The sequence below is a fragment of the Pseudomonas sp. MF4836 genome, assembly GCF_002018875.1.
Taxonomy (GTDB): Bacteria; Pseudomonadota; Gammaproteobacteria; order Pseudomonadales; family Pseudomonadaceae; genus Aquipseudomonas.
In genome coordinates this window covers 23715-49142 of sequence record NZ_MVOL01000018.1, presented here as the reverse complement: position 1 = coordinate 49142, position 25428 = coordinate 23715, and the positions used below count along the sequence as shown (strand labels likewise).

Annotated in this window: 21 protein-coding genes and 1 pseudogene; 6 read left to right on the top strand and 16 right to left on the bottom strand. The window is 62.1% G+C overall.

What is annotated here, in order from left to right; genetic code table 11:
- Position 1 precedes the first annotated feature (1 nt).
- From MF4836_RS30660 to MF4836_RS30650, 3 genes are all read right to left on the bottom strand, one after another.
- Positions 2 to 1195: an SGNH/GDSL hydrolase family protein gene (locus tag MF4836_RS30660; protein WP_078473507.1), complete on the bottom strand. Its 1194-nt coding sequence runs from the start codon at positions 1193 to 1195 to the stop codon at positions 2 to 4.
- Positions 1182 to 2582 carry an MBOAT family O-acyltransferase gene (locus tag MF4836_RS30655; RefSeq protein WP_238596238.1) on the bottom strand — a complete coding sequence of 467 codons (1401 nt, stop codon included), beginning with the start codon at positions 2580 to 2582 and terminating at the stop codon, positions 1182 to 1184. The genes MF4836_RS30660 and MF4836_RS30655 overlap by 14 nt, the downstream gene beginning before the upstream one ends.
- Positions 2583 to 2771: 189 nt before the next feature.
- Positions 2772 to 3830 carry a phosphorylcholine phosphatase gene (locus MF4836_RS30650; RefSeq protein ID WP_078473505.1) on the bottom strand — a complete coding sequence of 353 codons (1059 nt, stop codon included), beginning with the start codon at positions 3828 to 3830 and terminating at the stop codon, positions 2772 to 2774.
- 241 nt (positions 3831 to 4071) lie between these two features.
- On the opposite strand from MF4836_RS30650, the gene MF4836_RS30645 reads away from it, so the two are divergent.
- Positions 4072 to 5463 carry an L-cystine transporter gene (locus MF4836_RS30645; RefSeq protein WP_078473504.1) on the top strand — a complete coding sequence of 464 codons (1392 nt, stop codon included), beginning with the start codon at positions 4072 to 4074 and terminating at the stop codon, positions 5461 to 5463.
- 116 nt (positions 5464 to 5579) lie between these two features.
- Here the strand turns inward: MF4836_RS30645 and MF4836_RS30640 are convergent, their stop codons facing one another.
- Positions 5580 to 6092 (bottom strand): dihydrofolate reductase, encoded by a 513-nt coding sequence (locus tag MF4836_RS30640; RefSeq protein ID WP_078473503.1) that lies wholly within the window; start codon positions 6090 to 6092, stop codon positions 5580 to 5582.
- Between the two features lie 96 nt (positions 6093 to 6188).
- On the opposite strand from MF4836_RS30640, the gene MF4836_RS30635 reads away from it, so the two are divergent.
- Positions 6189 to 7568, top strand: coding sequence for a DUF2868 domain-containing protein (locus tag MF4836_RS30635; protein WP_078473502.1), 1380 nt, complete (start codon positions 6189 to 6191; stop codon positions 7566 to 7568).
- On the top strand, positions 7561 to 8937 hold the full coding sequence (locus tag MF4836_RS30630) for a GTPase/DUF3482 domain-containing protein (protein ID WP_078473501.1): 1377 nt from the start codon (positions 7561 to 7563) through the stop codon (positions 8935 to 8937). The genes MF4836_RS30635 and MF4836_RS30630 overlap by 8 nt, the downstream gene beginning before the upstream one ends.
- A 42-nt stretch (positions 8938 to 8979) precedes the next feature.
- Here the strand turns inward: MF4836_RS30630 and MF4836_RS30625 are convergent, their stop codons facing one another.
- From MF4836_RS30625 to MF4836_RS30595, 7 genes are all read right to left on the bottom strand, one after another.
- Positions 8980 to 9591: a phosphonate degradation HD-domain oxygenase gene (locus MF4836_RS30625; RefSeq protein WP_078473500.1), complete on the bottom strand. Its 612-nt coding sequence runs from the start codon at positions 9589 to 9591 to the stop codon at positions 8980 to 8982.
- On the bottom strand, positions 9591 to 10724 hold the full coding sequence (locus MF4836_RS30620; protein ID WP_078473499.1) for a TIGR03364 family FAD-dependent oxidoreductase: 1134 nt from the start codon (positions 10722 to 10724) through the stop codon (positions 9591 to 9593). Before MF4836_RS30620 ends, MF4836_RS30625 begins: the two co-directional genes overlap by 1 nt.
- Positions 10725 to 10941: 217 nt before the next feature.
- On the bottom strand, positions 10942 to 11967 hold the full coding sequence (locus MF4836_RS30615; RefSeq protein ID WP_078473498.1) for a putative 2-aminoethylphosphonate ABC transporter substrate-binding protein: 1026 nt from the start codon (positions 11965 to 11967) through the stop codon (positions 10942 to 10944).
- Between the two features lie 40 nt (positions 11968 to 12007).
- A complete protein-coding gene (locus MF4836_RS30610) occupies positions 12008 to 13732 on the bottom strand; it encodes a putative 2-aminoethylphosphonate ABC transporter permease subunit (protein WP_020295856.1) in 1725 nt (574 codons plus the stop codon).
- Positions 13732 to 14808 carry a putative 2-aminoethylphosphonate ABC transporter ATP-binding protein gene (locus MF4836_RS30605; protein ID WP_020295857.1) on the bottom strand — a complete coding sequence of 359 codons (1077 nt, stop codon included), beginning with the start codon at positions 14806 to 14808 and terminating at the stop codon, positions 13732 to 13734. The genes MF4836_RS30610 and MF4836_RS30605 overlap by 1 nt, the downstream gene beginning before the upstream one ends.
- A gap of 137 nt (positions 14809 to 14945) precedes the next feature.
- A complete protein-coding gene (locus MF4836_RS30600) occupies positions 14946 to 15809 on the bottom strand; it encodes a LysR family transcriptional regulator (RefSeq protein ID WP_078473497.1) in 864 nt (287 codons plus the stop codon).
- 15 nt (positions 15810 to 15824) lie between these two features.
- On the bottom strand, positions 15825 to 18161 hold the full coding sequence (locus MF4836_RS30595; protein WP_078473496.1) for a heavy metal translocating P-type ATPase: 2337 nt from the start codon (positions 18159 to 18161) through the stop codon (positions 15825 to 15827).
- Between the two features lie 87 nt (positions 18162 to 18248).
- Here MF4836_RS30595 and cadR point away from each other — a divergent pair, with 87 nt between their 5' ends.
- A complete protein-coding gene (gene cadR / locus MF4836_RS30590) occupies positions 18249 to 18698 on the top strand; it encodes a Cd(II)/Pb(II)-responsive transcriptional regulator (RefSeq protein ID WP_078473495.1) in 450 nt (149 codons plus the stop codon).
- A 24-nt stretch (positions 18699 to 18722) separates the two neighbouring features.
- On the opposite strand, the gene MF4836_RS30585 is transcribed toward cadR, so the two are convergent.
- Positions 18723 to 19310, bottom strand: a complete 588-nt coding sequence (locus tag MF4836_RS30585) for an undecaprenyl-diphosphatase (RefSeq protein ID WP_020295861.1) — start codon at positions 19308 to 19310, stop codon at positions 18723 to 18725.
- A 183-nt stretch (positions 19311 to 19493) separates the two neighbouring features.
- Positions 19494 to 19808: pseudogene (locus tag MF4836_RS30580) on the bottom strand (thymidylate synthase); the annotation flags it as partial.
- Positions 19809 to 20112: 304 nt separating this feature from the next.
- On the opposite strand from MF4836_RS30580, the gene MF4836_RS30575 reads away from it, so the two are divergent.
- Entirely contained in the window at positions 20113 to 21171 is a 1059-nt protein-coding gene (locus tag MF4836_RS30575) for a hypothetical protein (protein WP_039581784.1), read from the top strand.
- Positions 21172 to 21438: 267 nt separating this feature from the next.
- The gene (locus MF4836_RS30570; protein WP_078473494.1) at positions 21439 to 22503 is read left to right on the top strand and encodes a beta family protein; all 1065 of its coding nucleotides are present in this window, start codon (positions 21439 to 21441) and stop codon (positions 22501 to 22503) included.
- Here MF4836_RS30570 and MF4836_RS30565 read toward each other — a convergent pair.
- The 3 genes from MF4836_RS30565 to MF4836_RS30555 all read right to left on the bottom strand — a co-directional run bounded on the left by MF4836_RS30565 (position 22500) and on the right by MF4836_RS30555 (position 25138).
- Complete coding sequence (locus MF4836_RS30565) at positions 22500 to 23045, bottom strand: sce7726 family protein (RefSeq protein ID WP_033897012.1); 546 nt, start codon at positions 23043 to 23045, stop codon at positions 22500 to 22502. The genes MF4836_RS30570 and MF4836_RS30565 overlap by 4 nt on opposite strands.
- Before the next feature lie 457 nt (positions 23046 to 23502).
- Entirely contained in the window at positions 23503 to 24063 is a 561-nt protein-coding gene (locus MF4836_RS30560) for a hypothetical protein (RefSeq protein WP_033897011.1), read from the bottom strand.
- A 67-nt stretch (positions 24064 to 24130) separates the two neighbouring features.
- Positions 24131 to 25138: a hypothetical protein gene (locus MF4836_RS30555; RefSeq protein ID WP_078473493.1), complete on the bottom strand. Its 1008-nt coding sequence runs from the start codon at positions 25136 to 25138 to the stop codon at positions 24131 to 24133.
- Positions 25139 to 25428 lie beyond the last annotated feature (290 nt).

Here is a 25428-nt window from a genome sequence, read left to right as displayed (position 1 = left end):
GTCAGTGCTCCGTTATTTGTTGGGTTGGAAAGTTGATCATGGAGATCACGCGTTCGGCGATCAGCCGTTGCCCGGTAGGGGTGAAGTGGATGCCGTCATCGACCCGGGTCTTGACCTTCTTCTGGTTGGCGTCCGTCAGGTAATAGGAGAACTGGTCGTTCTGATAGCCCAGGATCTCGTTGGCCGAGACAAAGTGCTGGTGGTACTGCTCGATCTGGCTTTTATACAGCACGTTGAGGTAGGCCATGGCCGCCGACAGCTTGGCTTTCTCCATGTTCGGCGGGCCGACCCAGATCACCTGCACGTTGTGCTCGCGCGCGGCGTCGAGGATCGAATCGATGCGCTGGCGGTAAGCCACTTCCCAGTCCGGCGCCTTGAAGCGCAGGAAGGGTTTGCCTTTGCCATCGGGCATGTCCCACGGGTCGTTGGGCCCGAGGAAAATCACCATCAGGCGGATGTTCGGGTTGGCGGCCAGGGTGCTTTCCACGGTCTTGGGCCAGTTGAAAAAGTTCGGGTAGGCCAACCCCGTGCTCTGCCGGCTGAGGTTCACGCTTTTGACGTTGTAGCGTTTGCGCAAGGTATTGGCCATGTGCGGCGCCACGCCTTGCATCAGCGAGTCACCGACAAAAAAAACTTCATCGCCCAAGGCCAGGGACGCCATCAACGGCGTGACCTGGGCACTGTCACCAGGGGTGGGGCTGGCCTGGGTCGACGGTTCGACCGCTACGGCCACTGCAGGTTCATGCACCGGCTCGTGCACGGCCGGCTGGGCCGGTTCGTGTACCGGCGCCTGGACCGCCACCGGATGGCTGGCCGGGTGCGCGGCCGGCGCTGCGGGTGCCAGGACCACCGGCTCGACAGAGGTCGGGGCAAGGGTCGGCAATGGCGCCAGCGGCTCGTCTTCCGAGGCTTCGGCCTGGGCCACCAGGTCAAGCCCGTCGTGCCCGGTGAACTGGCTGACCAGCCGTTGCCGGCCATCCTCCAGCGTCTGGTTCAACTGCGCGCCCCAACGCCACTGCGGGTTCTGCGCCAGCCCGGGAATCTCGCAGCCCTCGTGGTACTTCTGCTGGCAGTACAGGCGGATCGAGTTCTGGTTGAACCACACCAGCATCAGGCTGATGACCAGCACGGCGTACAGCACTTTGGCGGCAGCGCCCTGGCTGCTCAACCACGGCGACCTGTTAGAAACTGGCATAGATAAACCCCGGTACGCCCGACGGCGAGGCAAAGATGACCAAGCAAATGAACAACCCCAACGGCAGCGGATACAGCAGCCACGGCAACCGGGTACTGGCATCGAACAGGCGGCGCAACAGCGCCACGATCTGCGGGTAAAGGGCGACAAACAGCAGGCACGCCAGGAGCGAGGCGCCCTGGCTGGTCAAGCCGGCCAGCGACAGGTTGCCAAGGCCGGCGAACATGTCCATGGCATCGCTGAAGGACGCACAGCGGAAGAAAATCCAGGCAAACGCCACATAGTGGAAGGTCAGCAAACGGGCCAGCAGGTCGGCGCCGATCCAGGTCGGGCGCTGCGGCAGCCATTGGCTGAAGAGCTTGTACAGCGCCAGGCCGATGCCGTGCAGGGCACCCCAGATAATGAAGTTGGCGCTGGCGCCGTGCCACAGCCCGGAAATCAGCATCGCCAGCAGCATGTTCAGGTTGCCGCGCCACACGCCCCGGCGGTTACCGCCCAGGGGGATGTACACGTAGTCGCGGATAAAGGTCGACAGGCTGATGTGCCAGCGGCCCCAGAATTCCTTGAGGTTGCGTGCCGCGTAGGGAAAGTTGAAGTTCTCCGGCAGACGGAAGCCCAGGAGCAGCGCGATGCCGGTCACCAGGTCGGTGTAACCGCTGAAGTTGAAGTAAATCAGGAACGAGTAGCCGTAGACGCTGCGCAGAATCTGCTCGGCGGAAAAGCTCACCGGGCTCTCGAACACCGGGTCGACCCATTCATTGGCCAGCCACGAGCTGAGGAAAAACAGTTTGACCACCGCCAGGGCAATCAGGCCCAAGGCACGCTGCGGCTCCAGCACCTGGCGCACGGTTTGCGGGCGGATCTGCGGCAGCATGTGGCTGGCACGGTTCACCGGGCCGGCGATCAGACTTGGGAAAAATGCCAGGTACAGCGCCAGGTCGAAGGGCGATGCCGGGTTCATCTCGCGCCGGTTGATCGACACCAGGTAGCTGACCGAATGAAAGGTATAGAACGACAGCCCCACCGGCAGCAGCACTTCCAGCAGCGGCACCGACACTTCCAGGCCGAACTGGGCCAGGGCGCTTTGCAGGCTGCTGGTAAAGAAGTCCTGGTACTTGAACAGGTAGAAGGTGCCGAGCACCAGCAACAGCATCAAGCCATTGACCCAGCCACGCCCCGGATACCGATGGCTCAACAGCCCCAGCAGGTACACCAGGCTGGTATAGCCGAGCAGGATGTACAGGAAGTTCAGGCTGAAGCTGGCGAGGATCGCGTAGCTCGCGCCCAATAGCAGCACGTTCTGTAGACGCGGGCTCGCGCACAGGCACCAGTACAGGACGAAAAACAGGATGAAGCAGAAGCCGAATTCGATCGAGAGATAGCTCACAACGTATTCCATTACGCGCAGACGGAAGGGAGCCCAGCACGCAAGGAACAAGCCGCGGCGTTAAGCGGCGGCGATTATGGCAGAGGGCCTTTATTTGTCACAAGTTGAAACACTCTGCAACGATCTTATCCACAACCCCGAGCCGGCACCCGCAACCGGAGGCTGCAGGATCCGGCGTCGGTCACCGGGTTACTGAATGTCCTCGGGCTTGACGATCACCCAGTTCTTGTCGGCAGTCACCGGCAGCCCTTCCTTGGCCTGGGCGGCGGCGTGCTTGACCATCATGCCGTTGAGTTGGGTCATGTACTTGTCCTTGCGATTGATCCACAGGTGGATGCCGCCCTTGGCCACGTCCACATCGTGAAACAGCATGTAGCCATCGCTGGTCGGGGTGTCGCCGCCCACCAGCACCGGTTTCTTCCACTCGTCGATGTAGGTCAGGATCGCCGCGTGCTTGCCTGCCATCCAGGTGGCCGGGGTCCACAGGTAGGGGGTCAGCTCCAGGCCGAGGTTGGCCTTCTCGTCATATTTGCCGTCGCTGATCTGCTTGCGCGCGGTGGTCAGGGCGCCGGTCTTGCGATCCTTGAGCAGGGTGGTCACGCCGATCACGTTCTGCGGCTTGACGTTGTAGCCGTACTTGGGATCGGCGGCGACCATGCGCACCAGCTCTTCGGAAGCGGCGGTCATCACGTAGACCTCGATGCCGTTCTCCATCAGCTTGTTGTACAGCTCGGCCTGGCCGGTGAAGACCTTGGGCGGGTTGACCTCGATGGTCTTGACCACGTCGCCGTCGTAATAGGTGCTCGGCACCGGCTTGCCGGACGCCATCAGCTCGTCGACGTAGCCCTTGAGTTCCTTGAGGGTGAAACCCGAGAACACCTGCGCGACCCAGGGGTAGCAGACCATGTCGTCGACTTCACAAAGGCGGTAGTAGTAGCTGAACAGGCTTTCCTTGTGCTCGGCGGTGTCCTTGAACGGCATCAGTTTCAGTGACGGGTCGAGGGTCTCGCGGGTGATCAGGCCCTTGTTCTCCATAAAGGGCAGCAGAGATTCTTCCAGGTCGTAGCGGTAACTGGTGTTGTCCATGTCGAACACCGCGTAGTTACCCTTGTTGGCGTTGGCCGCGATCATCGCGTCCAGCTGCTTGGCCTGCGCCGCCGGCCAGTGCTTGAGTTCGGTAGCGGCAAGGGCCTGGCCAGCCAGGCCCAGGCAGAGTGCGACAGCCAGAAATTTCGGAGCAAGTTTCATCGGCGGTTCTCCCTGATTCAAAGAGATCGACGCTAACAAATAAGTGTGACGATCCTCGTCTCGACGCGACCGCCTGCGTCCTGATTCCGCCACCGACATTCGTCTGCGCGCCAGCCGCTTATTCCAAAAACGACAGTCAACCTGCTTTTTTGGTATTAAATCTTTTAGTTATCAAGCTGTTAGGATTTCCGGTTCGCAATCGCAGCCACACGCGATTGGCACCTATCTTTTCGGAGCTTCAATGAATCTGCCGCTGATCCTCAATCTGCTGGTATTCCTCGCCTTGCTGCTGGGCCTGGCGCAAACCCGCCACAGCTCCTGGAGCCTGGCCAAGAAAGTGCTGCTGGCACTGGTCCTCGGCGTGCTGTTCGGGGTCGCCCTGCACAGCATCTATGGCGCGGGCAACCCGGTGCTCAAGGCCTCGATCGGCTGGTTCGACCTGGTCGGCAACGGCTACGTGCAGTTGCTGCAAATGATCGTGATCCCGCTGGTGTTCGCGTCGATCCTCAGCGCCGTGGCCCGTCTGCATAACGCCTCGTCCCTGGGCAAGATCAGCTTCCTGACCATCGGCACCCTGCTGTTCACCACCGCAATTGCCGCACTGATCGGTATCGGCCTGACCAATCTGTTCGGCCTCACCGCCGAAGGCCTGGTGGCCGGCACCCAGGAGATGGCCCGCCTGCAGGTGATCCAGAGCGATTACGCGGGCAAGGTCGCCGACCTCAATGTGCCGCAGTTGCTGCTGTCGTTCATTCCGCAGAACCCCTTCGCCGACCTGGCCCGGGCCAAGCCGACCTCGATCATCAGCGTGGTGATCTTCGCCGCCTTCCTCGGCGTGGCCGCCCTGCAACTGCTCAAGGACGATGTCGAGAAAGGCCAGAAAGTGGTCAACGCCATCGATACCCTGCAAGCCTGGGTCACCCGCCTGGTGCGCCTGGTGATGAAGCTCACGCCCTACGGTGTGCTGGCGCTGATGACCAAGGTCGTGGCCGGCTCCAACCTGCAGGACATCATCAAGCTCGGCAGTTTCGTGGTGGTGTCCTACCTCGGCCTGGGCCTGATGTTTGTGGTCCACGGTGTGCTGGTGTCCCTGGCCGGGATCAACCCGCTGCGCTTCTTCCGCAAGATCTGGCCGGTGCTGACCTTCGCCTTCACCAGCCGCTCCAGTGCCGCGAGCATCCCGCTGAGCATCGAAGCCCAGACCCGGCGCCTGGGTATCCCGCAGTCCATCGCCAGCTTTGCCGCCTCGTTTGGCGCCACCATCGGCCAGAACGGCTGCGCCGGCCTGTACCCGGCGATGCTGGCGGTGATGGTGGCTCCGACCGTGGGCATCAACCCGCTGGACCCGCTGTGGATCGCGACCCTGGTAGCCATCGTGACCCTGAGTTCGGCCGGCGTGGCCGGGGTGGGTGGCGGCGCGACCTTTGCCGCGCTGATCGTGCTGCCGGCCATGGGCTTGCCGGTGTCCCTGGTGGCGCTGCTTATTTCGGTGGAACCGTTGATCGACATGGGCCGCACCGCCCTCAACGTCAGCGGCTCGATCACCGCCGGCGCCATCACCAGCCAAGTCATGGCTCAAACCGACAAAACCCTGCTCAACGCCGACGAACACGAAGAACTGGCCCAAGCCTGACCCGTAGCCGCTGCCGAGCAGCGCGAGAGCAGAATGGGCGACGTGGGAGTGTCAGGTACAGGGATGTAGCTGCTCAGGGCCAGCGTCCAAACGCGGCCCGAGCCTCGCGGCAGCGGCTACCGCCGCTCCCAGACCTCAAAACTATAGGCGGGCTTGTCGCCTTCGGCCGGGCTCGGCAGGTCCGACACCAACTGCCACTGCTGCTGATCGAACTCGGGGAACCACGCGTCCCCCTCCGGGCTCAACGCCACGCGGGTCAGGTACAGGCGGTCGGCGTGCGCCAGCCCTTGACTGTACAACTGCGCCCCGCCAATCAGCATCAGCTCGCTGGCGCCCTGCTCCAGCGCCCATTCCTCGGCCCGGGCCACGGCGGCCTCCAGCGATGGAAAGACCTCGGCCCCTTCGAGCTGCAGCTGCGCCTGACGGCTGACCACAATATTCAAGCGACCCGGAAGCGGCCGACCCAGGGAGTCCCAGGTCTTGCGCCCCATGATGATCGGCTTGCCCAGGGTGGTGGCCTTGAAGTATTTGAAATCCCCCGGCAAGTGCCAGGGCATGCTGTTGTCGACGCCGATCACACGGTTTTCACCGAGGGCTGCGATCAGGCTGAGGGGGAGAGTTTTTTTCATGGCGGCGAGGATACCAGAGGCTCGCGCCCTCGCCACGTACCCCGATCAGCGTGACAGCGGTTATGCTCAGCGCACATTTGAGCAACGGACCACCGCGTGACAGACCTGACGCCCCTGCAACAACTCTGGCTCACCGAAACCGTGCGCCTGCGCGAGGAACACGCCGGCACACTCGAGGATCAGGAAGCCAATCGCCTGGCCCGCCACGCCGGCGGCGACCTGGCAACCCGGGTCCACGCCCGCGCCCGCTGGCTGGCCGACCGCGATGGCCTGAGCGAGGCCCTGGGCCATTGGCTGCAAGGCGCGCGCCTGGCGCTGCTGGCCATGGCGCTGCTGGCGATCATCAGCGGCGCCGGCCTGGCGTTCGCCGCCCTGGGTGACGGTCAGCTCCCGGTCAATGTGTTCTGGGCCCTGGGCAGCCTGCTCGGTCTGAACCTGATCCTGCTCCTGAGCTGGGCCCTGGGCCTGCTGTTCGCCGGCGAACACGGCGCCAGCCTTGGCCGTTTGTGGCTGTGGCTCAGCGAGAAACTCGCGCGCGACGCCAAGGCCGCGCAGCTGGCGCCGGCCCTGCTGCTGTTGCTGCAACGCAAAAAGCTCAATCGCTGGGCCATCGGCCTGCTGGTGCATGGCCTGTGGCTGCTGGCGATGCTCAGCGCCCTGGTGCTGTTGCTGACGCTGATGGCTACCCGGCGCTACGGCTTTGTCTGGGAAACCACCATACTGCGCGGCGACACCTTCGTCGCCCTGACCCAGGCCCTGGGCGCCCTGCCCGCGCTGATCGGCTTCAGCCTCCCCAGCGAGGCCATGATCCGCGCCAGTGGCGACAGCGCCCTGAATATCGAAAACGCCCGCCAGGCCTGGGCCGCATGGCTGGTTGGCGTGGTGCTGGTTTACGGCCTGCTGCCGCGCCTGCTGCTGGCCCTGCTGTGCCTGTGGCGATGGAAGCGTGGCCGCGCGGCCCTGAGCCTGGACCTCAACCTGCCGGGCTACAGTCAACTGCGCGAAGCGCTGATGCCGAGCAGCGAACGCCTGGGGGTCAAGGATGCCGCCCCACAGCAGTTGCATCGCGTCGAAGGCGCGACCGGCACCCTGGACAGCGACGGCGCCCTGCTGGTGGCCATCGAACTCGACGACCAATACCCCTGGCCACCGCAATTGCCTCACGGCGTGAAAGACGCCGGCATCCTCGACAGCCGCGAGTCGCGCCAAAAACTCCTCGAACAGATGACCCGCTTCCCCCCGGCGCGCCTGGCCATCGCCTGTGACCCCCGGCGCTCGCCGGATCGCGGCAGCCTGGCGCTGATCGCCGAACTGGCGCGCAATGCCGGTGCCAGCCGCGCCTGGTTGCTGCCGGCGCCGCCCGGCCAGGCCCTGGATGCCGAACGCCTGGGCGACTGGCACGCTGCGCTGCAGCAGTTGGAATTGCCCTTCAGCGATGGCGCCCCCTTGAGTTGGCTGGAGACCGGTCATGACTGATACCCGCAAACCGCCCCTGAAACTGGCGGTGGTCGGCCACACCAATGTCGGCAAGACCTCGCTGCTGCGCACCCTGACCCGGGATGTCGGCTTCGGCGAAGTCTCCCACCGGCCGAGCACCACCCGGCATGTCGAGGGCGCGCGCTTGTCGGTGGACGGCGAAGCCCTGCTGGAGTTGTACGACACACCTGGCCTGGAAGACGCCATCGCCCTGCTCGACTACCTCGAACGCCTGGAGCGCCCGGGCGAACGCCTGGATGGCCCGGCGCGGCTGGCGCGGTTTCTTGAAGGCAGCGAAGCTCGCCAGCGCTTCGAGCAGGAGGCCAAGGTTCTGCGCCAGTTGCTGGCCTCGGACGCCGGGCTGTATGTGATCGACGCCCGCGAACCGGTGCTGGCCAAGTACCGCGATGAGCTGCAAGTACTGGCCAGCTGCGGCAAGCCGCTGCTGCCGGTGCTGAATTTTGTCAGCAGCGCCAACCACCGCGAACCTGACTGGCGCGAAGCCCTGGCACGACTCGGGCTGCACGCCCTGGTGCGTTTTGACAGCGTGGCGCCACCGGAAGACGGCGAGCGCAGGCTGTATGAAAGCCTGGCCCTGCTCCTGGAAAGCTCGCGCCCGCAGCTGGAACGGCTGGTTGCAGACCAACAGGCACAACGCCAGGCCCGCGAGCAGAGCGCGAAGCGGCTGATCGCCGAATTGCTGATTGATTGCGCGGCCTGCCGCCGCAGCGTGGCCAGTGATGCGGCGCTGGAACAACAGGCCATCGGCGAACTGCGCAGCGCCATCCGCCAACGGGAGCAGCGTTGTGTCGAAGCCCTGCTCAAGCTCTATGCCTTTCGCACCGGAGACGCCGCCGCCAGCGACCTGCCGCTGCTGGACGGACGCTGGGGCGATGACCTGTTCAACCCGGAAACCCTCAAGCAACTGGGGGTTCGGGTCGGTAGCGGAATCGCGGCCGGGGCCGCCGCCGGGGCTGGCGTCGACCTGCTGGTGGGCGGCCTGACCCTGGGCGCGGCGGCGCTGGCCGGTGCAATTGCCGGCGGCGCCCTGCAAACCGCCCGCAGCTATGGCAGCCGCCTGCTGGGCAAGATCAAGGGCCAGCGCGAACTGACGGTGGATGACAGCGTGCTGCGCCTGCTGGCCTTGCGCCAACGGCAGTTGGTGCAGGCCCTGAACCAGCGCGGGCATGCGGCCATGGACAGCATCCAGGTGGCGACGCCGGAGGACAAAAGCTGGCGCGAAGGCAAGCTGCCCGAAGCCCTGCACAAGGCCCGGGCCCACCCTCAGTGGTCGTCGCTCAACCCTCAGCCGCGGCTGAATCAGGCAGAACGCCAGGAACAGGTGGAGCTACTGGCCCAGTCGTTATAACCAACCTGTAGCCGCTGCCGAGGCACGAGGCTGCGCCGGCCATCACTGACGACGGGGTTCCCCCGGCATAACCTCGGCGTCCGAACCGCCCAGCGGCAGCGGCGCCAGCAGGGCCAGCGCCTTGTCCTTGAGGATCTGCATATCAATCACCGGCACCCACAGCTCCTTGGCCTGTTCGTCCCAGTGCCGCAAGCGCAGGCTGATGGCCCATAGCGGGTCTTGCTCGAAAGCTATCGCCTCCTGTGCACTCATCACCCCGCCCTGAAACTCCAGGGTCCGGCGGCTGGCTTCGCTGAGGCGCTGGTAATAACCCGGCTCCTTGAGGGTCAAGTAGCGCTTGGCCTGCACGTGATACTCCACCAGCCGCGCCAGGCGCTCGCTGAAGCCGATCCGACGCAGGTAGTCGGCACCGAGCCGCTCATGGCTGACCACGCCGAAACCATCCATGGTTGCCGCATCTTCGGCGCAAATGTGCCCTATGTCGTGAAAGAACGCCGCCAACACCACTTCATCGTCAAAGCCTTCGGCCATGGCCAGTTGCGCCGCCTGGGACATGTGCTCGATCTGCGACACCGGCTCGCCAATGTAGTCGTGGTCGCCAAAGCGCTCGTACAGCGCAAACACCTCGGCAACCGCCCGGGCCTGATGCTCCATCAGCTTTCTCCCAGCAGGCGGGCGATATTGTTTTCCGCCATCGCCGGACCAACGCTCATCCCCACTCCGGTGTGCATCAGGGACGCATGCACCCCCGGCGCCGCCTGCAGGAACGAAAACGGCTGCTGCCCGCGCGCGCCGTACACGCCCTGCCAGCGCTCCAGCACCTGAACCTTGCAACCCAGGGTCTGCTCGGCCAGCTCGATCATCCAGTCGTCCACTTGTTCGGCATTGAATGGCGAAGGATCGCGACCGTAATCGTGGGAATCGCCGATGATCAACTCACCGTAAGGGGTCGGGCTGATCAGCAGGTGAATGCCATGCTCATGCAGATGGGGCGCCTGGGCCAGGATTTGCGCCTGGACCGCCGCCGCTTGCGGCAAGTCGGAAAACGCACCGTAGTGCACGCAACTCAGGCCGGTGAGCAGCGCGTGCTGCAGCTTCAGGTCGACCTGGGGCCGGGCGCGGAGCATTTGCAGGCGACAGATTTGCGGCTCGAGCCGGGCCAGGGGTTCGGCGAGCAGGGTCTGATAGTCGTGGCCGGAACAGAGCACGATCTGCGCGCCACGAAAGGTCCCGGCGGTGCTGTGCAACTGCCCGGGTTCGATGTCGCGGACCAGGGTCGAAAAATGGAACTCCACCCCCAGGTCGCGGCGCAGGTACTCGATCAGCGTCGGAATCGCTTCGCGGGAATACAACTGCTGGTCGTCCAGGCCGTGGAGCGCCGCACGATGATGACGAAACTGGCCGCCGTACAGGTCATTCAGGGCCGCGCCTCGCAGCAGCTCGACCCGATAACCGTGCTCCACTGCACGCCCATTGCAAAAGGCTTGCAGCAGATGCTCTTCGGCCTCGGTGCGGGCAAACAGGTAGGACCCATTGCGCTTGAGCTGCAACCCCGCCAACTGCGCCCAGTCACCCCAGATCTCCCGGCTGGCCCGGGCCAGCTCAAGCATGATGCCCGGCGGCTGGCCGGTGACCAGGGCCTGGCCGAAGTTGCGCACCGATGCGCCCAGGGGTGTGGCGCTGCGCTCGAATACCCGCACCCGCAGGCCGCGCTTGGCGGCCGCATAGGCATGGGACAGGCCCAGGATGCCGGCGCCGATAATCAGCATATCGCTGTGTCGAGTCATGTACGTGTCCTGAAAAGATTAGGCGGGCGTGGCGAGGGAGCTTGCTCCCGCTGGACCGCTCAGCGGTCCCAACCCCGGGTACTGCGGCGTTTCAAGCACACCGCAAACTCTGCTGTCAGGAGTGCTGTTCACTCCAGCGGGAGCAAGCTCCCTCGCCACAAAAAGCCACTCGTCCTCCCCTGACAGGCCCTTGGCCCGCAGGGAGCGTCCCTGGCGCTTACTGCGCCGCCACTTTTTCCGACTTGCCGTCGTAGCGCTTGCGCCATTCGGCGAGGATCTGGTCGCGGTTCTTCGAGGCCCAGGCGAAGTCGTTCTTGATCAGGCGCTGCTCATAGTCGGCCGGCAGTTCGGTCTGCGGCTTGGCGATACCCGGCTGGGCCAGCACCGCGAAGTTTTCCTTGTACAGCTCCATCGCCGCTGGGCTGGCGGAGAAGTCGGCGAGCCTCTTCGCCGCCTCTTTATGAGGGGTGCCCTTGATCACCGCAGTGGCTTCGATTTCCCAGCCCAGGCCCTCTTTGGGCAGCACGATATCCAGCGGCGCGCCCTGGCGCTTGAGCTGCACCGCCGGGTACTCAAAGGAAATGCCGATCGGGAATTCGCCGGCAGCGGCCAGCTTGCACGGCTTGGAGCCGGAGTGGACGTACTGGCCGATGTTCTGGTGCAGCTCATCCATGTACTGCCAGCCCTGCTTCTCGCCGAAAGTCTGCAACCAGGCGCTGACATCGAGGAAGCCCGTGCCGGAGGACGCCGGGTTGGGCATCACGATCTTGCCCTTGTACTCGGGCTTGGTCAGGTCCTGCCAGCTGACCGGCTTGGTCAGGCCCTGCTTCTCCGCTTCCACGGTGTTGAAGCAGATGGTCGCGGCCCACACGTCCATCCCGACCCAGGCGGGCGGGTTGGCGGCGTCGCGGTAGTTGGGCCCGATCTGGCCCAGGTCCTTGGGGGCGTAGCTTTGCAGCATGCCCTGTTGATCGAGGATCGCCAGGCTCGACGCCGCCAGGCCCCAGACCGCATCGGCCTGTGGCCGGGCTTTTTCCGCCAACAGCTTGGCGGTGATGATCCCGGTGGAATCGCGCACCCACTTGATCTCGACGTCCGGGTTGGCCTTTTCGAAGGCTTGCTTGTAGGACTTCAGCTGCTCGGCTTCGAGGGCGGTGTACACCGTCAACTCGGTCTTGGCGGCAAAGGCATTCAGGCTGAAGGCGGTGAGGACAGCAGCGGCAAGAGCCAGGGGCTTGAACATGGTGCGGTTCCTTTTAATGAGTGTGGGTGGAGGGGCGGAATCAGTGGCCCGGCGCGGTCTGGCGCCAAGCCTGGGAGCGGCGCAGCAAACCGCGCGAGGCCCAGGCCAGCAGCAGCGAAACGCCGGCCGAGGTGAAGAGGATCAGGGTCGACATGGCCGCCGCGCCGCCGACGTTGCCGGCGTCGTCCATGTTCAGCACGGCGACGGCGGCGAGAATGGTGTCCGGGCTGTAGAGGAAAATCGCCGCCGACACCGTGGTCATGGCCGAGACGAACAGGTAGCGCACGATGTCCAGCAGCGCCGGCAGGCAGATCGGCAGCGTGACCCGCCAGTAGTGCCGGTACAGCGGCGCCTTGAGCGACAGCGCGGCAGCTTCGAACTCGGCGTCGAGCTGGCGCAGGGCAGTGGTGGCGGTCATCTGCGCGGTGGTCAAATAGTGAGCGATGGTGCACACCACCAGCAGGCTCATGGTTCCGTAGAACACATGCAGCGGGTTGCCGTTGAGGTTGAAAAAGAACACGTAGCCCAGGCCCAGGACCAGGCCCGGCACTGCCATCGGTACAAAGCTCAGCATGCGCAGCAGCAGGTTCAGGCCGCGCTGCCCCTGGGTCTTCTCCATCAGGTAGGCGCCGGTGAAAATCAGCCCACTGCCGATCAGGGCGGTGCACAGGGCCATGGTCAGGCTGTTGCGATAGGCCAGCCAGCCACCGCCGGCGGTGTCGCTGAACTGATAGTGATTGAGCGAAAGCGACAGGTTGTACGGCCAGAATTTGACCAGGGACGAGAACACCGCCATGCCGAACACCAGCAGCAACGCCGCGCAGATCAGCAGCACGATGGCCAGGTAGCAGCCGTCCCGGACGCGACTTGGCAGCGGCTTGAAGACCTGGGCCCGGCCGCTCATGGAGTCGCCATGGCGTCGGCGCAACCAGGCATCGACCGCGAAGCTGAACAGCGCCGGCAGCAACAACACCATGCCGATCAGGGCACCACGCCCGAACTGTTGCTGACCGACCACCGCCTTGTAGGCCTCCAGTGCCAGCACCTGATAGTCGCCGCCGACCACCACGGGCACGCCGAAGTCGGTGATGGTCAGGGTGAACACCAGGCAAAACGCGGCGAACACCGCCTGCCGGGTCGCAGGCCAGGTGATGCTGCGAAAGGCCTTGGCCGGGCTCGCGCCCATGCTCGACGCTGCGTCGAACAGCCGCGCATCGGCCAGGGACAGCGCCGAGAGCAAAATCATCAAGGCGTGGGGAAAGGTGTAGATCACCTCCCCCAGGACAATCCCCCAGAAGCCGTAGATGTTGTCCGACAGCAGCCCGCGCAGCAGGCCTTGGTTGCCGAACAGATACACCAGGGCGATGCCCGGCAGCATCGAGGGCGCCATCAGCGGCAGCAGGGATAGACCGCGCCAGACAGCCTTGCCCGGGATCAGGGTGCGTTGCAGGGCGTAGGCGAACAGATAAGCCAGCGGCACCACGATGGCCGCCACGCTGAGGGAGACTTTCAGGCTGTTGCCCAGCAGCCAGTGGAAGTTTTCGCTGCGCAGCAGTTCCCGCGCCGCCACCAGCCCACCGCCCTGCCCGGCTTCACTGCTGAAGCCGCGCCAGAAGATCGCCAGCAACGGCATCAGCACAGCAACCCCCAGCAGGCACAGGAGCAGGACCTTGCCACCGACCACAAACAGCCGATCGCCCAGCTCGGCGCGGGAGGCCTGGCGTACCTGCTTGCCCGGCAGCGGCAGGGCGATCTGCGCGCCCATCAGGCAAACACCTGCAGGCTGCGCGGCGGCAGGGCGACCATGATGTTCTGCGCCCCCAGGCGCGGCATGGCTTCGGGCGCCAGTTCGGCGAGCAGCGCATGGCCGGGCAAATGCTCCAGCTCAAAACTCATGCGGCAGCGATTACCGAGGAAGGTGATTTCACGGACCTTGGCCGGGAACAGGTTTTCCTCGTGCACCAGCGGGTTGACGCTGATCGCCTCCGGGCGGCAGAACAGCCGGCCCGACGCGGCTTTGCCGCTGTTGTCGGCCAGGCGCATGCTCATTCCGCCGACCTGGGCATGGCTCTCGCTGTTACGGCTGAAGGGCAGCCAGTTGCCCTGGCCGACGAACTCGGCGACGAAAGGCGTCGCCGGCCGGTCGTAGATTTCCTGCGGCGTGGCGTACTGCTCGACCTTGCCGTTGTTCATCACCGCGATGCGGTCGGCCATCAACATGGCCTCGTCCTGGTTGTGGGTCACCATCAAGGTGGTCACGCCCAGGCGCCGCTGCAATTGGCGCAGCTCGGTGCACAGGTGCTCGCGAACCCGGGCATCCAGGGCCGACATCGGCTCGTCGAGCAACAGCAGGGAAGGCGCCGGTGCCAGGGCACGGGCCAGGGCCACCCGCTGCTGCTGGCCGCCGGACAGCTGGCCGGGGTACTTCTTTTCGCTGCCGGTCAGGCCCACCAGCTCAAGCATCTGCCCTACCCGCTGGCGCACCTCGTCGCGCCCGCTGCCAGCCAGGCCGTAGGCGATGTTGGCCTCGACGCTGAGGTTGGGGAACAACGCGTAGGACTGGAACAGGATCCCGTAGTCCCGGGCCTGAGGCGCCAGGCGCGACACATCGCGCTCACCCAGGTACAACTCGCCCTGGTCCTGGCGCTCAAGGCCGGCGATGCAGCGCAGCAGCGTGGTCTTGCCGCAGCCAGACGGGCCGAGCAGGCACACCAGCTCGCCGGCCGCCACGTCCAGGGACACGTTATCCAGCGCCGCAAAGGCGCCAAAGCGTTTCTGCAGACCGCGCACCTTCATCGGTGCACCGGGGTTGCTCAGGGCAGTGGCAATCGAGTTGTTCATGGAGGGGCCTCATCAAGCAGATGCAGGCCATCCTAGGGAACGAATGCGTAGTTACTGTGGCAGCGAGGCAAAAGTTGCCGATAGTGGTATTGGCAGATTTGGGTTGGCCCGGGGCCAGGCAACCCTGCACGGCAGGTTCAGCAGCCGGCCATTTCCTGGGCCAACCCGAGGAAGGCCGCCGGCAGACGCGCGTTTTTACGCTCCTTGAGGCAGTACAGGTACTCGGCGATCTGTGGGGCGTTTTCGAAGGTCAGCACCCGCAATTGCGGGTCGTGGGGCACTTCCTGGCGGGCGATGATGCTGATGCCGATGTTGCGCAGCACGGCTTCGCGGATCGACTCACGGCTGCCGATCTCCAGCAGCGGGCCGAAGCTGACCTGGGCACTGTTGAGCAGTTCTTCGGTCAGGCTGCGGGTGGTCGAGCCGGCTTCACGCATCAACAGGGTATGCCCGACCAATGCACTCAGGGGCACGTGGTCCAGCGCCGCCAGCGGATGGTTGCGATGCACCGCCAGCACCAGTGGGTCGGTGCCCAGCACCCGGCGGATCAAGCGTGGGTCTTCGAGCAGTTGCGACGAGGCGGCGATGTCCACTCGGTACTCTTCCAGCGCCTCCAGCACCTGCTGCGAATTGCCGATTTCCACGGCCACCTGGACCTGGGGCAAGCGCTCGCGGAAGGTCTTGACCAGGTCGAGGATGTAATACGGCGCGGTGGCGGCGATGCGCAGGCTGCCCTGCATCTGGCCGCTGTTGCGCAGGAAGAACTCGATGTCCGCCTCCTGCTGCAACAGTTGCTTGACCATCGGCAGCAGCCGCGCACCCTCGTCGCTCAGGCTCAGGCGGCGACCGCCACGGTAGAACAGCTCAACCGCGTACTGGCTTTCCAGGTGGCGAATCTGGGTGGTGACCGTCGGCTGGCTAAGGCCGAGCTTTTTCGCCGCCAGGGTAATGCTGCCCAGGCGGGCGACCATGTAAAAAGCCTTCAGCTCGGCACTCAGCACTGCGCACTCTCGTCGTTATTTGCGCAACAGGCGCAAACCATTGAACACCACCAACAGGCTGACCCCCATGTCGGCAAAGACTGCCATCCACATCGTGGCCAGGCCGGCAAAGGTTACTCCAAGAAAGATCGCCTTGATCACCAGCGCCAGGGCGATATTTTGCACCAGGATATTTGAGGTCTGACGCGACAGGCGGATAAACGCCGGGATTTTGCGCAGATCGTCGTCCATCAGGGCGACATCGGCAGTTTCAATCGCGGTGTCAGTGCCAGCGGCGGCCATGGCGAAACCGATTTCGGCCCGGGCCAGGGCCGGCGCGTCGTTGATGCCGTCGCCGACCATACCCACGCGGTGCCCCTGGGCATACAGCGCTTCAATCGCTTGCAGCTTGTCGGTGGGCAGCAGGTCACCTCGCGCCTGGTCGATGCCCACCTGGGCCGCAATGGCCTGGGCGGTGTGCGGGTTGTCACCGGTCAGCATCAGGGTCTTGACCCCCAGCTCATGTAGCTGGGCAATGGCTTCGCGGCTGGTGTCCTTGACCGTATCGGCCACGGCAAACAGCGCCAGCGGCCCGGAGCGGTCGAGGAGCAGGACCACGGTCTTGCCTTGTTTTTCCAGGGCGAAGAGTTTTTCCTCGAGGGCGGGCGAGCACAGGCCCAGTTCTTCCACCAGGCGGTGGTTGCCCAGGTGGTACAGCTCACCGTTGATCTCGCCACTCACGCCGCGCCCGGCCAGAGCCTGGAAGTTATCCACAGCGTGCAGCGCCAGGTTTTTATCCACAGCCGCATTGGCGATGGCCAGCGACACCGGGTGGTCCGAACGCCCGGCCAGGCTGGCGGCCAATGCCGGCGCGGTGTTTTCGGCCAGGGGGTCGAGGGGCAGGAAGTCGGTCTGCACCGGCTTGCCGTGGGTGATGGTGCCGGTCTTGTCCAGGGCCAGGTAGTCAAGCTTGTAACCGCCCTCCAGGTACACCCCGCCCTTGACCAGGATCCCTTTGCGCGCGGCGGCGGCCAGGCCGCTGACGATGGTGACCGGGGTGGAAATCACCAGTGCACACGGGCACGCCACCACTAGCAGCACCAGGGCGCGGTAGATCCAGTCGAACCAGGCCGCGCCCATGAACAGCGGCGGAATCACGGCCACGGCCAGGGCAAAAACAAAGACTACCGGGGTGTAAATGGTGGAGAACTTGTCGACAAAGCGCTGGGTCGGCGCCCGTGCGCCCTGCGCCTGCTCCACGGCGTGGATGATTCGCGCCAGGGTCGAGTTGTTGGCCGCGGCGGTGACTTTATATTCCAGGGAGCCGGCCTGGTTGATGGTGCCGGCGAAGACCTTGTCGCCCACGGTCTTTTCAATCGGCAGGCTTTCGCCGGTAATCGGCGCCTGGTCAATGGTCGAACTGCCCGAGACCACCTCGCCATCGAGGCCGATGCGCTCACCGGGGCGTACCCGGACCAAGGCTCCGAGTTCGATGCTCTTGGCTTCACGTTCGACCCAGGTTCCGTCCGGCAACTGCACCGTGACCTGTTCCGGGGTCATCTGCATCAGGCCACCGATGGCGTTGCGAGCCCGGTCCAGGGAACGCGCTTCAATCAGCTCGGCCACGGTGAACAGGAACATCACCATCGCCGCTTCCGGCCACTGGCCGATCAGCACCGCGCCGGTCACCGCGATACTCATCAGCGCGTTGATGTTGAGGTTGAGGTTCTTCAGGGCGATCCAGCCCTTTTTATAGGTGCCCAGGCCACCGCTGAGAATCGACACCAGCGCCACCAGGGCAATCACCCACGACGGCGCACTGTCGGTGAAGTGGATCACTTCCGCGGCCAGTGCCCCTACGCCGGACAGGGCCAGCGGCCACCAGTGTTTTTTCACCGCGGGCGCTGCCGGCTCGGCGTCGGCGCCCTGCTCGATCGGCTCGGCCTGCATGCCCAGGGACTTGATGGCTTCGATAATCGGCGCGGTGCTCGGCAAGTCGTGGGTGACCCCCAGGACCCGGTTGATCAGGTTGAACTGCAATTGCTGCACACCGGCCAGCTTGCCCAGTTTGTTCTGGATCAGCGTCTGCTCGGTCGGACAGTCCATGGCTTCGATACGAAAACTGCTCAGGCGGGCGCTGGCGCTGATGGTCGCGCTCAACTGGACCTGCGCCGGTGCGACTTTGGACGAGCAGCAGGAATCGCCATGGCTGCCGTGGTCATGCTTGGGGATGGCCTGCAGCTTCGGCTCCTGGCCGTGATCGTGATCGTGATCGTGATCGTGATCGTGATCGTGATCGTGATCGTGATCGTGATCGTGATCGTGATCGTGATCAGCGTGGGGCTTGCCGGAAGTGTGGAGCGAATTGTTCATTGTGGTGACGTCCATGAAAGGTGCCTGTTGCCAAGTGAACACCCTGTAGCCACTATAGGGTCAAGCACCCAAAACGAGACGGCCCCCATGAAAATTGGTGAATTGGCGAAACTGACCGACTGCCAGGTCGAAACCATCCGCTATTACGAACGTGAAGGGCTGCTGCCGGAACCGGCTCGCAGCGAAGGCAACTACCGTCTTTACACCCAGGCCCACACCGAACGCCTGACGTTTATCCGCAATTGCCGCAGCCTCGACATGACCCTCGAGGAGATCCGCAGCCTGCTGGGCCTGCGCGACAGCCCGCAAGGACAGTGCGAGAACGTCAACGCCCTGATCGACGAACACATCCAACACGTCAAATTGCGCATCGACGGCTTGCTGGCGCTGCAGGAACAACTGCTCGACCTGCGCCAACGCTGCTGCGAAGGGCCGGATCTGGACCAATGCGGGATCTTGCAGCGCCTGGAGGTCAGCGGTTCGGTCGCGCCCAGCGACGCCGAACACTCCCATGTCGGCCGCAGCCACGGGCACTAGGCCCGTGGGCCGGGCGCCATGTTTTCAGGAGCCGTGGCGGCCCAGGGGTATCAGCCGCTGGTAGATCCCCTCAAGCAGCGTCAGCAGCCGTTGATCCAGATCGCGCCAGGCCAGGCCCTGGCGCACCAGGCAGGCGCTGAGCAACCCGACCAGGCAGCCGCCAAGGATATCGAACGGGAAATGCACCCCCAGGTAGACCCTGGCCCAGCTCACCAACAGCGCCAGCGCCAGCATCACCAGCCCGGTTCGGTACAGGGACACCAGGATCAGAGCGAACGCCATGGCAAACATGCCGCTGGCATGATCGCTGGGAAAAGACGCCCCAGGCGCGTGGGCCAGGAAGTTCTGCCCCAGGCCCAGCATGAACGGCCGTGGGTGAAACCACAGATCGCGAATCAGCAGGTTGCAGGCCAGGGCGAAGACAATGCTCAAGGTCGCGATCAGCACGATCATTCGTTGCCGCCGCCCGCCAAACACCCACAACATCAGGAGCAGCAGCGGCACGCTCAGGACCAGCCATTGCGCCAGGAACACCGCCAGTTCGCGCATCGGCAACGATGCTTCGGCGCTGGCATTGATGGCCAGGAACAGGCTGCGGTTGAGTTCTTCCATTCAAGGGCTCGCATTCAATATCAGAAGGACTGCACCCCGAACGAACCGAGGCTGCTCCTGAGAGCGTAGCCGCCCGCCAGGTACAGCAATGCCCGGGAGGGTTCCCGGGCACAGGTCGATAAAGGTCACGGATGAAGCGACAAGGGCCGCGCGGTGTCAGCCCCACGGCCCCCGGGTAAAGGCCTAAACCGCCATCGGCGCGGTCATTGGCGCATGGTGCTGGTAGCCGTCGAGGGAGAAGTCGCTCGGCTCGATCAGCTCCAGCCACTCCGGCTGGTAGACACCGGTCTTGGCAAACTCCGGCACCCGATCACTGATCACCAGCTTAGGCATCGGGAACGGCTCGCGCTTGAGCTGTTCATTGAGCATGTCCAGGTGGTTTTCGTAGACGTGGGCATCACCGATGAAATAGGTGAACCAGCGTGGGGTGTAGCCGGTGAGGCGCCCGATCAGGCTCAGCAAGGCGGCGCCTTCGGTGAGGTTGAACGGCGTGCCCAGCATTATCACCCCCCACCTTTACTGCACATTACGTTGACTTGTAATGCCTTCCAAGCAACTTGGTATATGTGCATTATAGCTTTTGCACATTACCTGCGCAACCCTTAATACTGGATAAACCACCAGTTTTTTAAAGCCCTTTCCAAAGCTCATCTTCTCCTGAACCCCCCGAGATACGAGGCCTTCAGCCAAGAAATTGACTCATCCTGGCAATGTGCTATCCATGGTGTCGGGGAAATCAATCTCCCTAGGATCAACTCCAGCGCTTCCGCAGCCGCTAAGACGCAACCAGCAGGGAGAATCGATGCGCCTAGATCAGATGCCATACCACTCAATGCCCACCTTGGCCGTCCTTCCGTTCCGGCAGTTCCGCATCGGATGGACGTGGCAGCTGCGGGCGCTCAAGCTCTTCCCCGACTCCCAGCTGTCCTGGAAGCGTTACTTCTACGATAACGGCAGTGGCCATGCGAGGGTGGCTGTTTTCGCCTCCTACGAGGAGGCCATGGAAGCGGCAGACGAGTTCAACAGCCGCACCAGTGAACTGGTCGTCCAGGCGGTACCAGATCCTGTGCTGCAGAGCTCGACCACCCTGAAGGTCGAGAAAGCACTGACAGCGGCGCGCCGTATCCAGGGAGAAGAGGAGCTCATGGAGCGCGAGGCGATCAAGCGGAACGCCCATCTGCCCCGGCTCTCGGTGCAAGAGCTGAAACTGCACAATACGATGGAGAGCTTGCGCCAACCCCTTTACGAGGAGCTCGAACGAGCCCCCTATGTGGATGTGGTGGCCCTACCGCATTTCAACACATGCCTTCGCCGTGTCGATGACCAGACATGGGAGCAGATTGGAGCCCTGTCTCCCAAACGCTCGCAGATCTGTCTACGCGAAGTGACAGCCAAAGGGTTTGGTCTTTCGGGAGCTGACCACTGGGGAAGAACCAAAGCGCAGATACGCGCACTCTTACTCCCCCGAGCCAATCAGCTGTTGCAGTTAGCAAGCGTCAAGCAAATGCTCGCCGAGGCGAGGATGCGCGGCCAAAGGGTACTGGTCTGCGGTGGCTTCGTGTTTTGGTATGAGGACGACGGGGTGCCACGGTGGGTGGTGAAAAACACGGGTGGCGAGTCCAACAGCGATGAAGGAAACACCCTTTGGCACGAGGGAACGATCCTATCTAAGAACCATGGTCGTATAGTCGTGCTCCCCTATATCAAGGAGAACGGGGAAAAGGTTCAAGGGCACACGAAGAATGCACCACACGATGGAAAGGCGCTGCCCCGGCATTCTGAGCAGTACGTCACCCTCCCTTTCGAGATCTTGGATGGTGACCTCATGATCGGACTGTTTGGTGAACTCCACTATGAGTAACCCACTGACTAATCGGACATAAGTGCACCCCGTATCCCAAATACAACGCATCCCAGGAAACAACGCATTAAGGCTTCTATTGAGTGGCCAAGTGCTATCTTACCAATCTCGACCTGCCGTCTCGCTGGGAGCATGACGTCGGCCAGTGGCAGTGGGCAAAACCGACATGTTCCGTATGTCGACGCTCGCTGATTGCCGGGGCCTGTGACTCGCCATGCCTTCAGCATTACGGCGAAACCGGTTTTCACAACATGCAAGGAGTGCAAGATGCAGTACGTGGCTTGTTTACGAGTTGGTCAGAATGACGTTAAGGCGCTGATAAATCTGGAAGACCACAGGCGGGAAGTCGTGGCTCCGCTGTTGGACATGCGAGGTGACGACGACAGACACCTTCAAACATTCCTAGCGAGTTGGACTGAGCATCCTTTTTTCCTAGACGTTTCAAGAATAACGAAGGACGTTGGTGAAGAATTCATTACTACCAACGACCTGCACAATCCTCATGGCGCGTTTGAGAACAAACGTCGATTTTTCTCCGATGTGGCAGGCATCAACCAGAACGTCATACCAGTGGTTTCCTGGGTTGATGACGACCCCCAACGAGCAGTCATCCAAAGTGCACTGGCTCTCCAGAGCGATTTCCCACATATAGCTATCAGGGTTACCTGCCCGGAAAACCCCACTTCCACTTCATGGAACAGATTGCTGTCAATCCTGGATGCTCTTGAAAACCCGGACACCGCGACGGTGATTTTGGACTTCGGTGCCACAGCTCCGGCCAACACTGCCTCGGGGTCGGATTTCAATGTATCCCTGCGTCAACTCAACAGCTATCAGATACGAAATCTGGTTCTGATGAGCACCTCCTTCCCTATCGATAAGCCGGCCTCAAACACCTCACGTTCCTCCGCCTGCTACGACGTTGCGTGGCAAGCAAGGGTCGATACCAGTGGCATAGAGTCGGATATTGTCTACGGGGATTACGCCGCCACCAACCCAACCGCCTCGATGGAATACATACGAGGCATGCCTGTGCTTCCTTTTGCCTGCTATTACACGCCAACGGAATGGTGGCAACGACGCAAAGGTTCGGACAAGGAATTTGTGCGGTACATCGAAATTGCCCAGGAGATTAGAGGTTTGCCGGGTTATCACGGCGACGACTTTTGCTGGGCCACTCGCGAGTACAGCAGAATTGTCGCCACATCTACCGGCTACGGGAACAACGGAACATGGAACGGATTCAGAATCAATCAGCATATCTGCGCCATGATCCAGTCCATAGTAGATACTGACGGCTTCGATGACCTCGATGCCGATGACTTACTCTAACGGTAACGTTGTTTCAGGCTGACCAATACATGTGACCTGATCACATTCATGGGAAGGGCGTCGCTGAGCTGGCGGCGCACTTCTTTTATGAGGTCGCGACTTTTCGTTGGCACCCCATGCTGGTTCGCGAGTGCATCCAACTCGCTACGCCACAAAAATCCCGTAAGGTGGAATTTATCCTGGAGCTTGTTGGGCTTCGCCTTTCGAATCATCGCCATGCCGGAATAGTCATCGACGACGAGTACGCCAACATTCGGCAGACATGACTCAAGAGCCTTCACCAAGTGCTTTGAATGGCAGCATAGCCAGACTTCGTCAAAGCACGCCATATACGCCTGCTGCTGGCCCTCCCAGCGAGTCAAGGTGTCGGCATGGGACTTGATCTCAAAAGCGGTTAGCTTCCCATTGGCATGAACGAGATCGGCGCGTCTGGCCTTATCGATGAAGCACAGCTCCTCGATGAAGACGTCACTCTCTTCATGGGACATCGCTTTCGCGACCCACTGCTTGAGGATTGGGCGGATTTCGGTTGGATTCAACATGCGCGGATTATAGACAGACAGTTGAGGCTTCTCACGCTAAAAAAGCGCCCAGTCGTCGATCACCACAGGGCCCGCACGTGCGTGATACCTGTCCGGCACGGCGTGAAGACGATGACGCAAAGCCAAGCTTGGGCTAGGTAATTCCTGGCTTGACCAGCTTACCCCTGGCCGACCTCAGCCCCTAACGGTGGTCGATTCATAAGGCAGGCGACGCCTGCGAGCACGTGGTGAGTGGACGATCGTTTATTCCAACTGTAGCCGCCGAAACAGCTGGCTTGCCGAGCCAGCCGGTGCTTCCAGTATGAGTCACAACCTCATATGGCCATTGATTCGAGAGCAATTGCCATCATAATGACAGCGCTACGGCGGGCAGCCAAAAGGCCTGCTTGTACCCTGCTGTAGAAGCCTGTTAGCCGGAGATCAAGTCCTCTGGTTGAGGGTCGATGCGTAGGCGCGCTCAAAGGTATTCGAGAAACACTGATCCGTCGTGGTCTGTACGAAGGAACGAGATTTCGTCAGGGTAACCGTCTACGCCCATCAGCTTAACAATTCCATCTGCGTGCTCGTGCATACAGACCAAGGTGCACGTAGCTACATCTGTGGGAACCAGAGCCTCATGGAGGGTGTAGCGCTCAATGCAGTAGAAGTCTCCGACTTCAAGATTGAGCCTATCGGTTTCACTTACAGCTTCCCGTACCTCTGATTTGCGAAGTGTGTTCGCTGTTTTCTGAGCGTATCGGTTCCCATCATAGATGACTTCATACACAGGTTTACCTGAGGGGCAGTCTGACGTGACCGGCGTGCTTGTGTATTGGATGTTCGTCAGCGCGCCTGTGAGAATCCGGCTACTCACGTGAGTGTCGTGCAGGTGGATGCGCGCCGGCATTCCTGTTATTTCTCGATGACCGTTGGGCCACAGATGAAGTCGCCACTGCTCATCGACTGAGCGCTTTAGCAGCATCACATAGAAGCCATGCGGATGCTTCAGGCACCGTGGTTTGCGCTCGGCGATCCACATACGCAGTGCTTCCTTTATAGAGTGCGTGGGCGTAGTGGTCAGATGCTCTCTATCGAGGAAGCTAAGGTCAGTATGCATAAGGGGAGCCTGCACCTACGGCTGCCTCTGCTTTTGCAATGACTTTTGCAGGGATGGTGCCCAGGCCGAACATCTTTTGCAGAACCTCGGTAGGCGCCACGTCCATGGCTATTTCAATCGCTGAAGCTTCTGTGCGGATCAGGCCTAGCTCATGCGCATACGCTGCGTAATCGCGATGAGATCGGTGGTACCGGTATGCAAAGTCTTTCGGGTCTTCACGCGTGACGATGATCTCTTGAGAGGAGCCTTCGATACGGAATGTGGACAGGCGCTTGCTTAGGTAGAGCTGTACGTTCAGCAGAAGCGGATATTCCGCCTTGGCGCGTGCGATCGCGAGGATCGTAGCCAAAACCTCGGATTGAACGTACTCAACGTCCCACAGACGACTTTCGAATGTCGCGCTTTGCCGAAACCGGACGTACTGCTCACAAAGGGAGGCGTCTCTGAAATCCAGCAAAATGGCGTCAACACGGATTGGTTGCCGGTGTCTTTTGGCTTGCTCAAGAAGCTTTTGAAGCGTATCCGCTCTGAAATGCCGTCCCGTGCGCACGCTGATCTGGTAGTCGACAGAGTCCGCGACGATTCGATCAAGGTTCTGCGAAATGTCTTGAGGTAGAACGACGGCAGCTTTCTGCACCTCATTCGGATCGACGAAAAACGAAATGTACAGTGTCGAGAGAATGGCGAACGCGCCGCTAGCTACGACTGAGGTCAGGAAGCTGTTGAAAGCGACGAGCGCAGGGGGTTGATCAGGGCGATTGGCAATCCACACGATCGCCAGGAAGCAAAGAAGCAGCAATCCGCAGCTGGCGAGTAGGAAGCTTCTGCGCTGATGAGCAGAGCTGAAAATTCCCGAGAGAGACACGCTGGTTACCTTCTGAAATCCGTTTCGGTCGCGGATTTTGCTCGGCATGATGGCGCAATGCAAGTACGCTTCGCCTAGCGTCTTGATTTTCTCACGGCGCAAAAACGAATCGCAGTGCGAATTCGAAAGCATGAGCTAGGCTCTCACCGAGGCGATTTACGTCATCGAATCGCGAAAGAAAATGGTGAACCGGATGCGAAAAACGATGCGCGAAACGCGTCAGTAAACGTGTGACATGTCACAGCTACCTATTTCGTTACGTGATTCCTTTGTGCCATACTCGATTCACAACCTGTTTTTCAGCCTGGTTGATCGCCTAAAAGCTGCTGCTTACTTAAGCAGTACGATGATCAAAAAATGCTAAACCGGAGGCAAGCCGCTTCTGTGACCCGTACTGAATCTACTGAAGCACTTGCATGGGG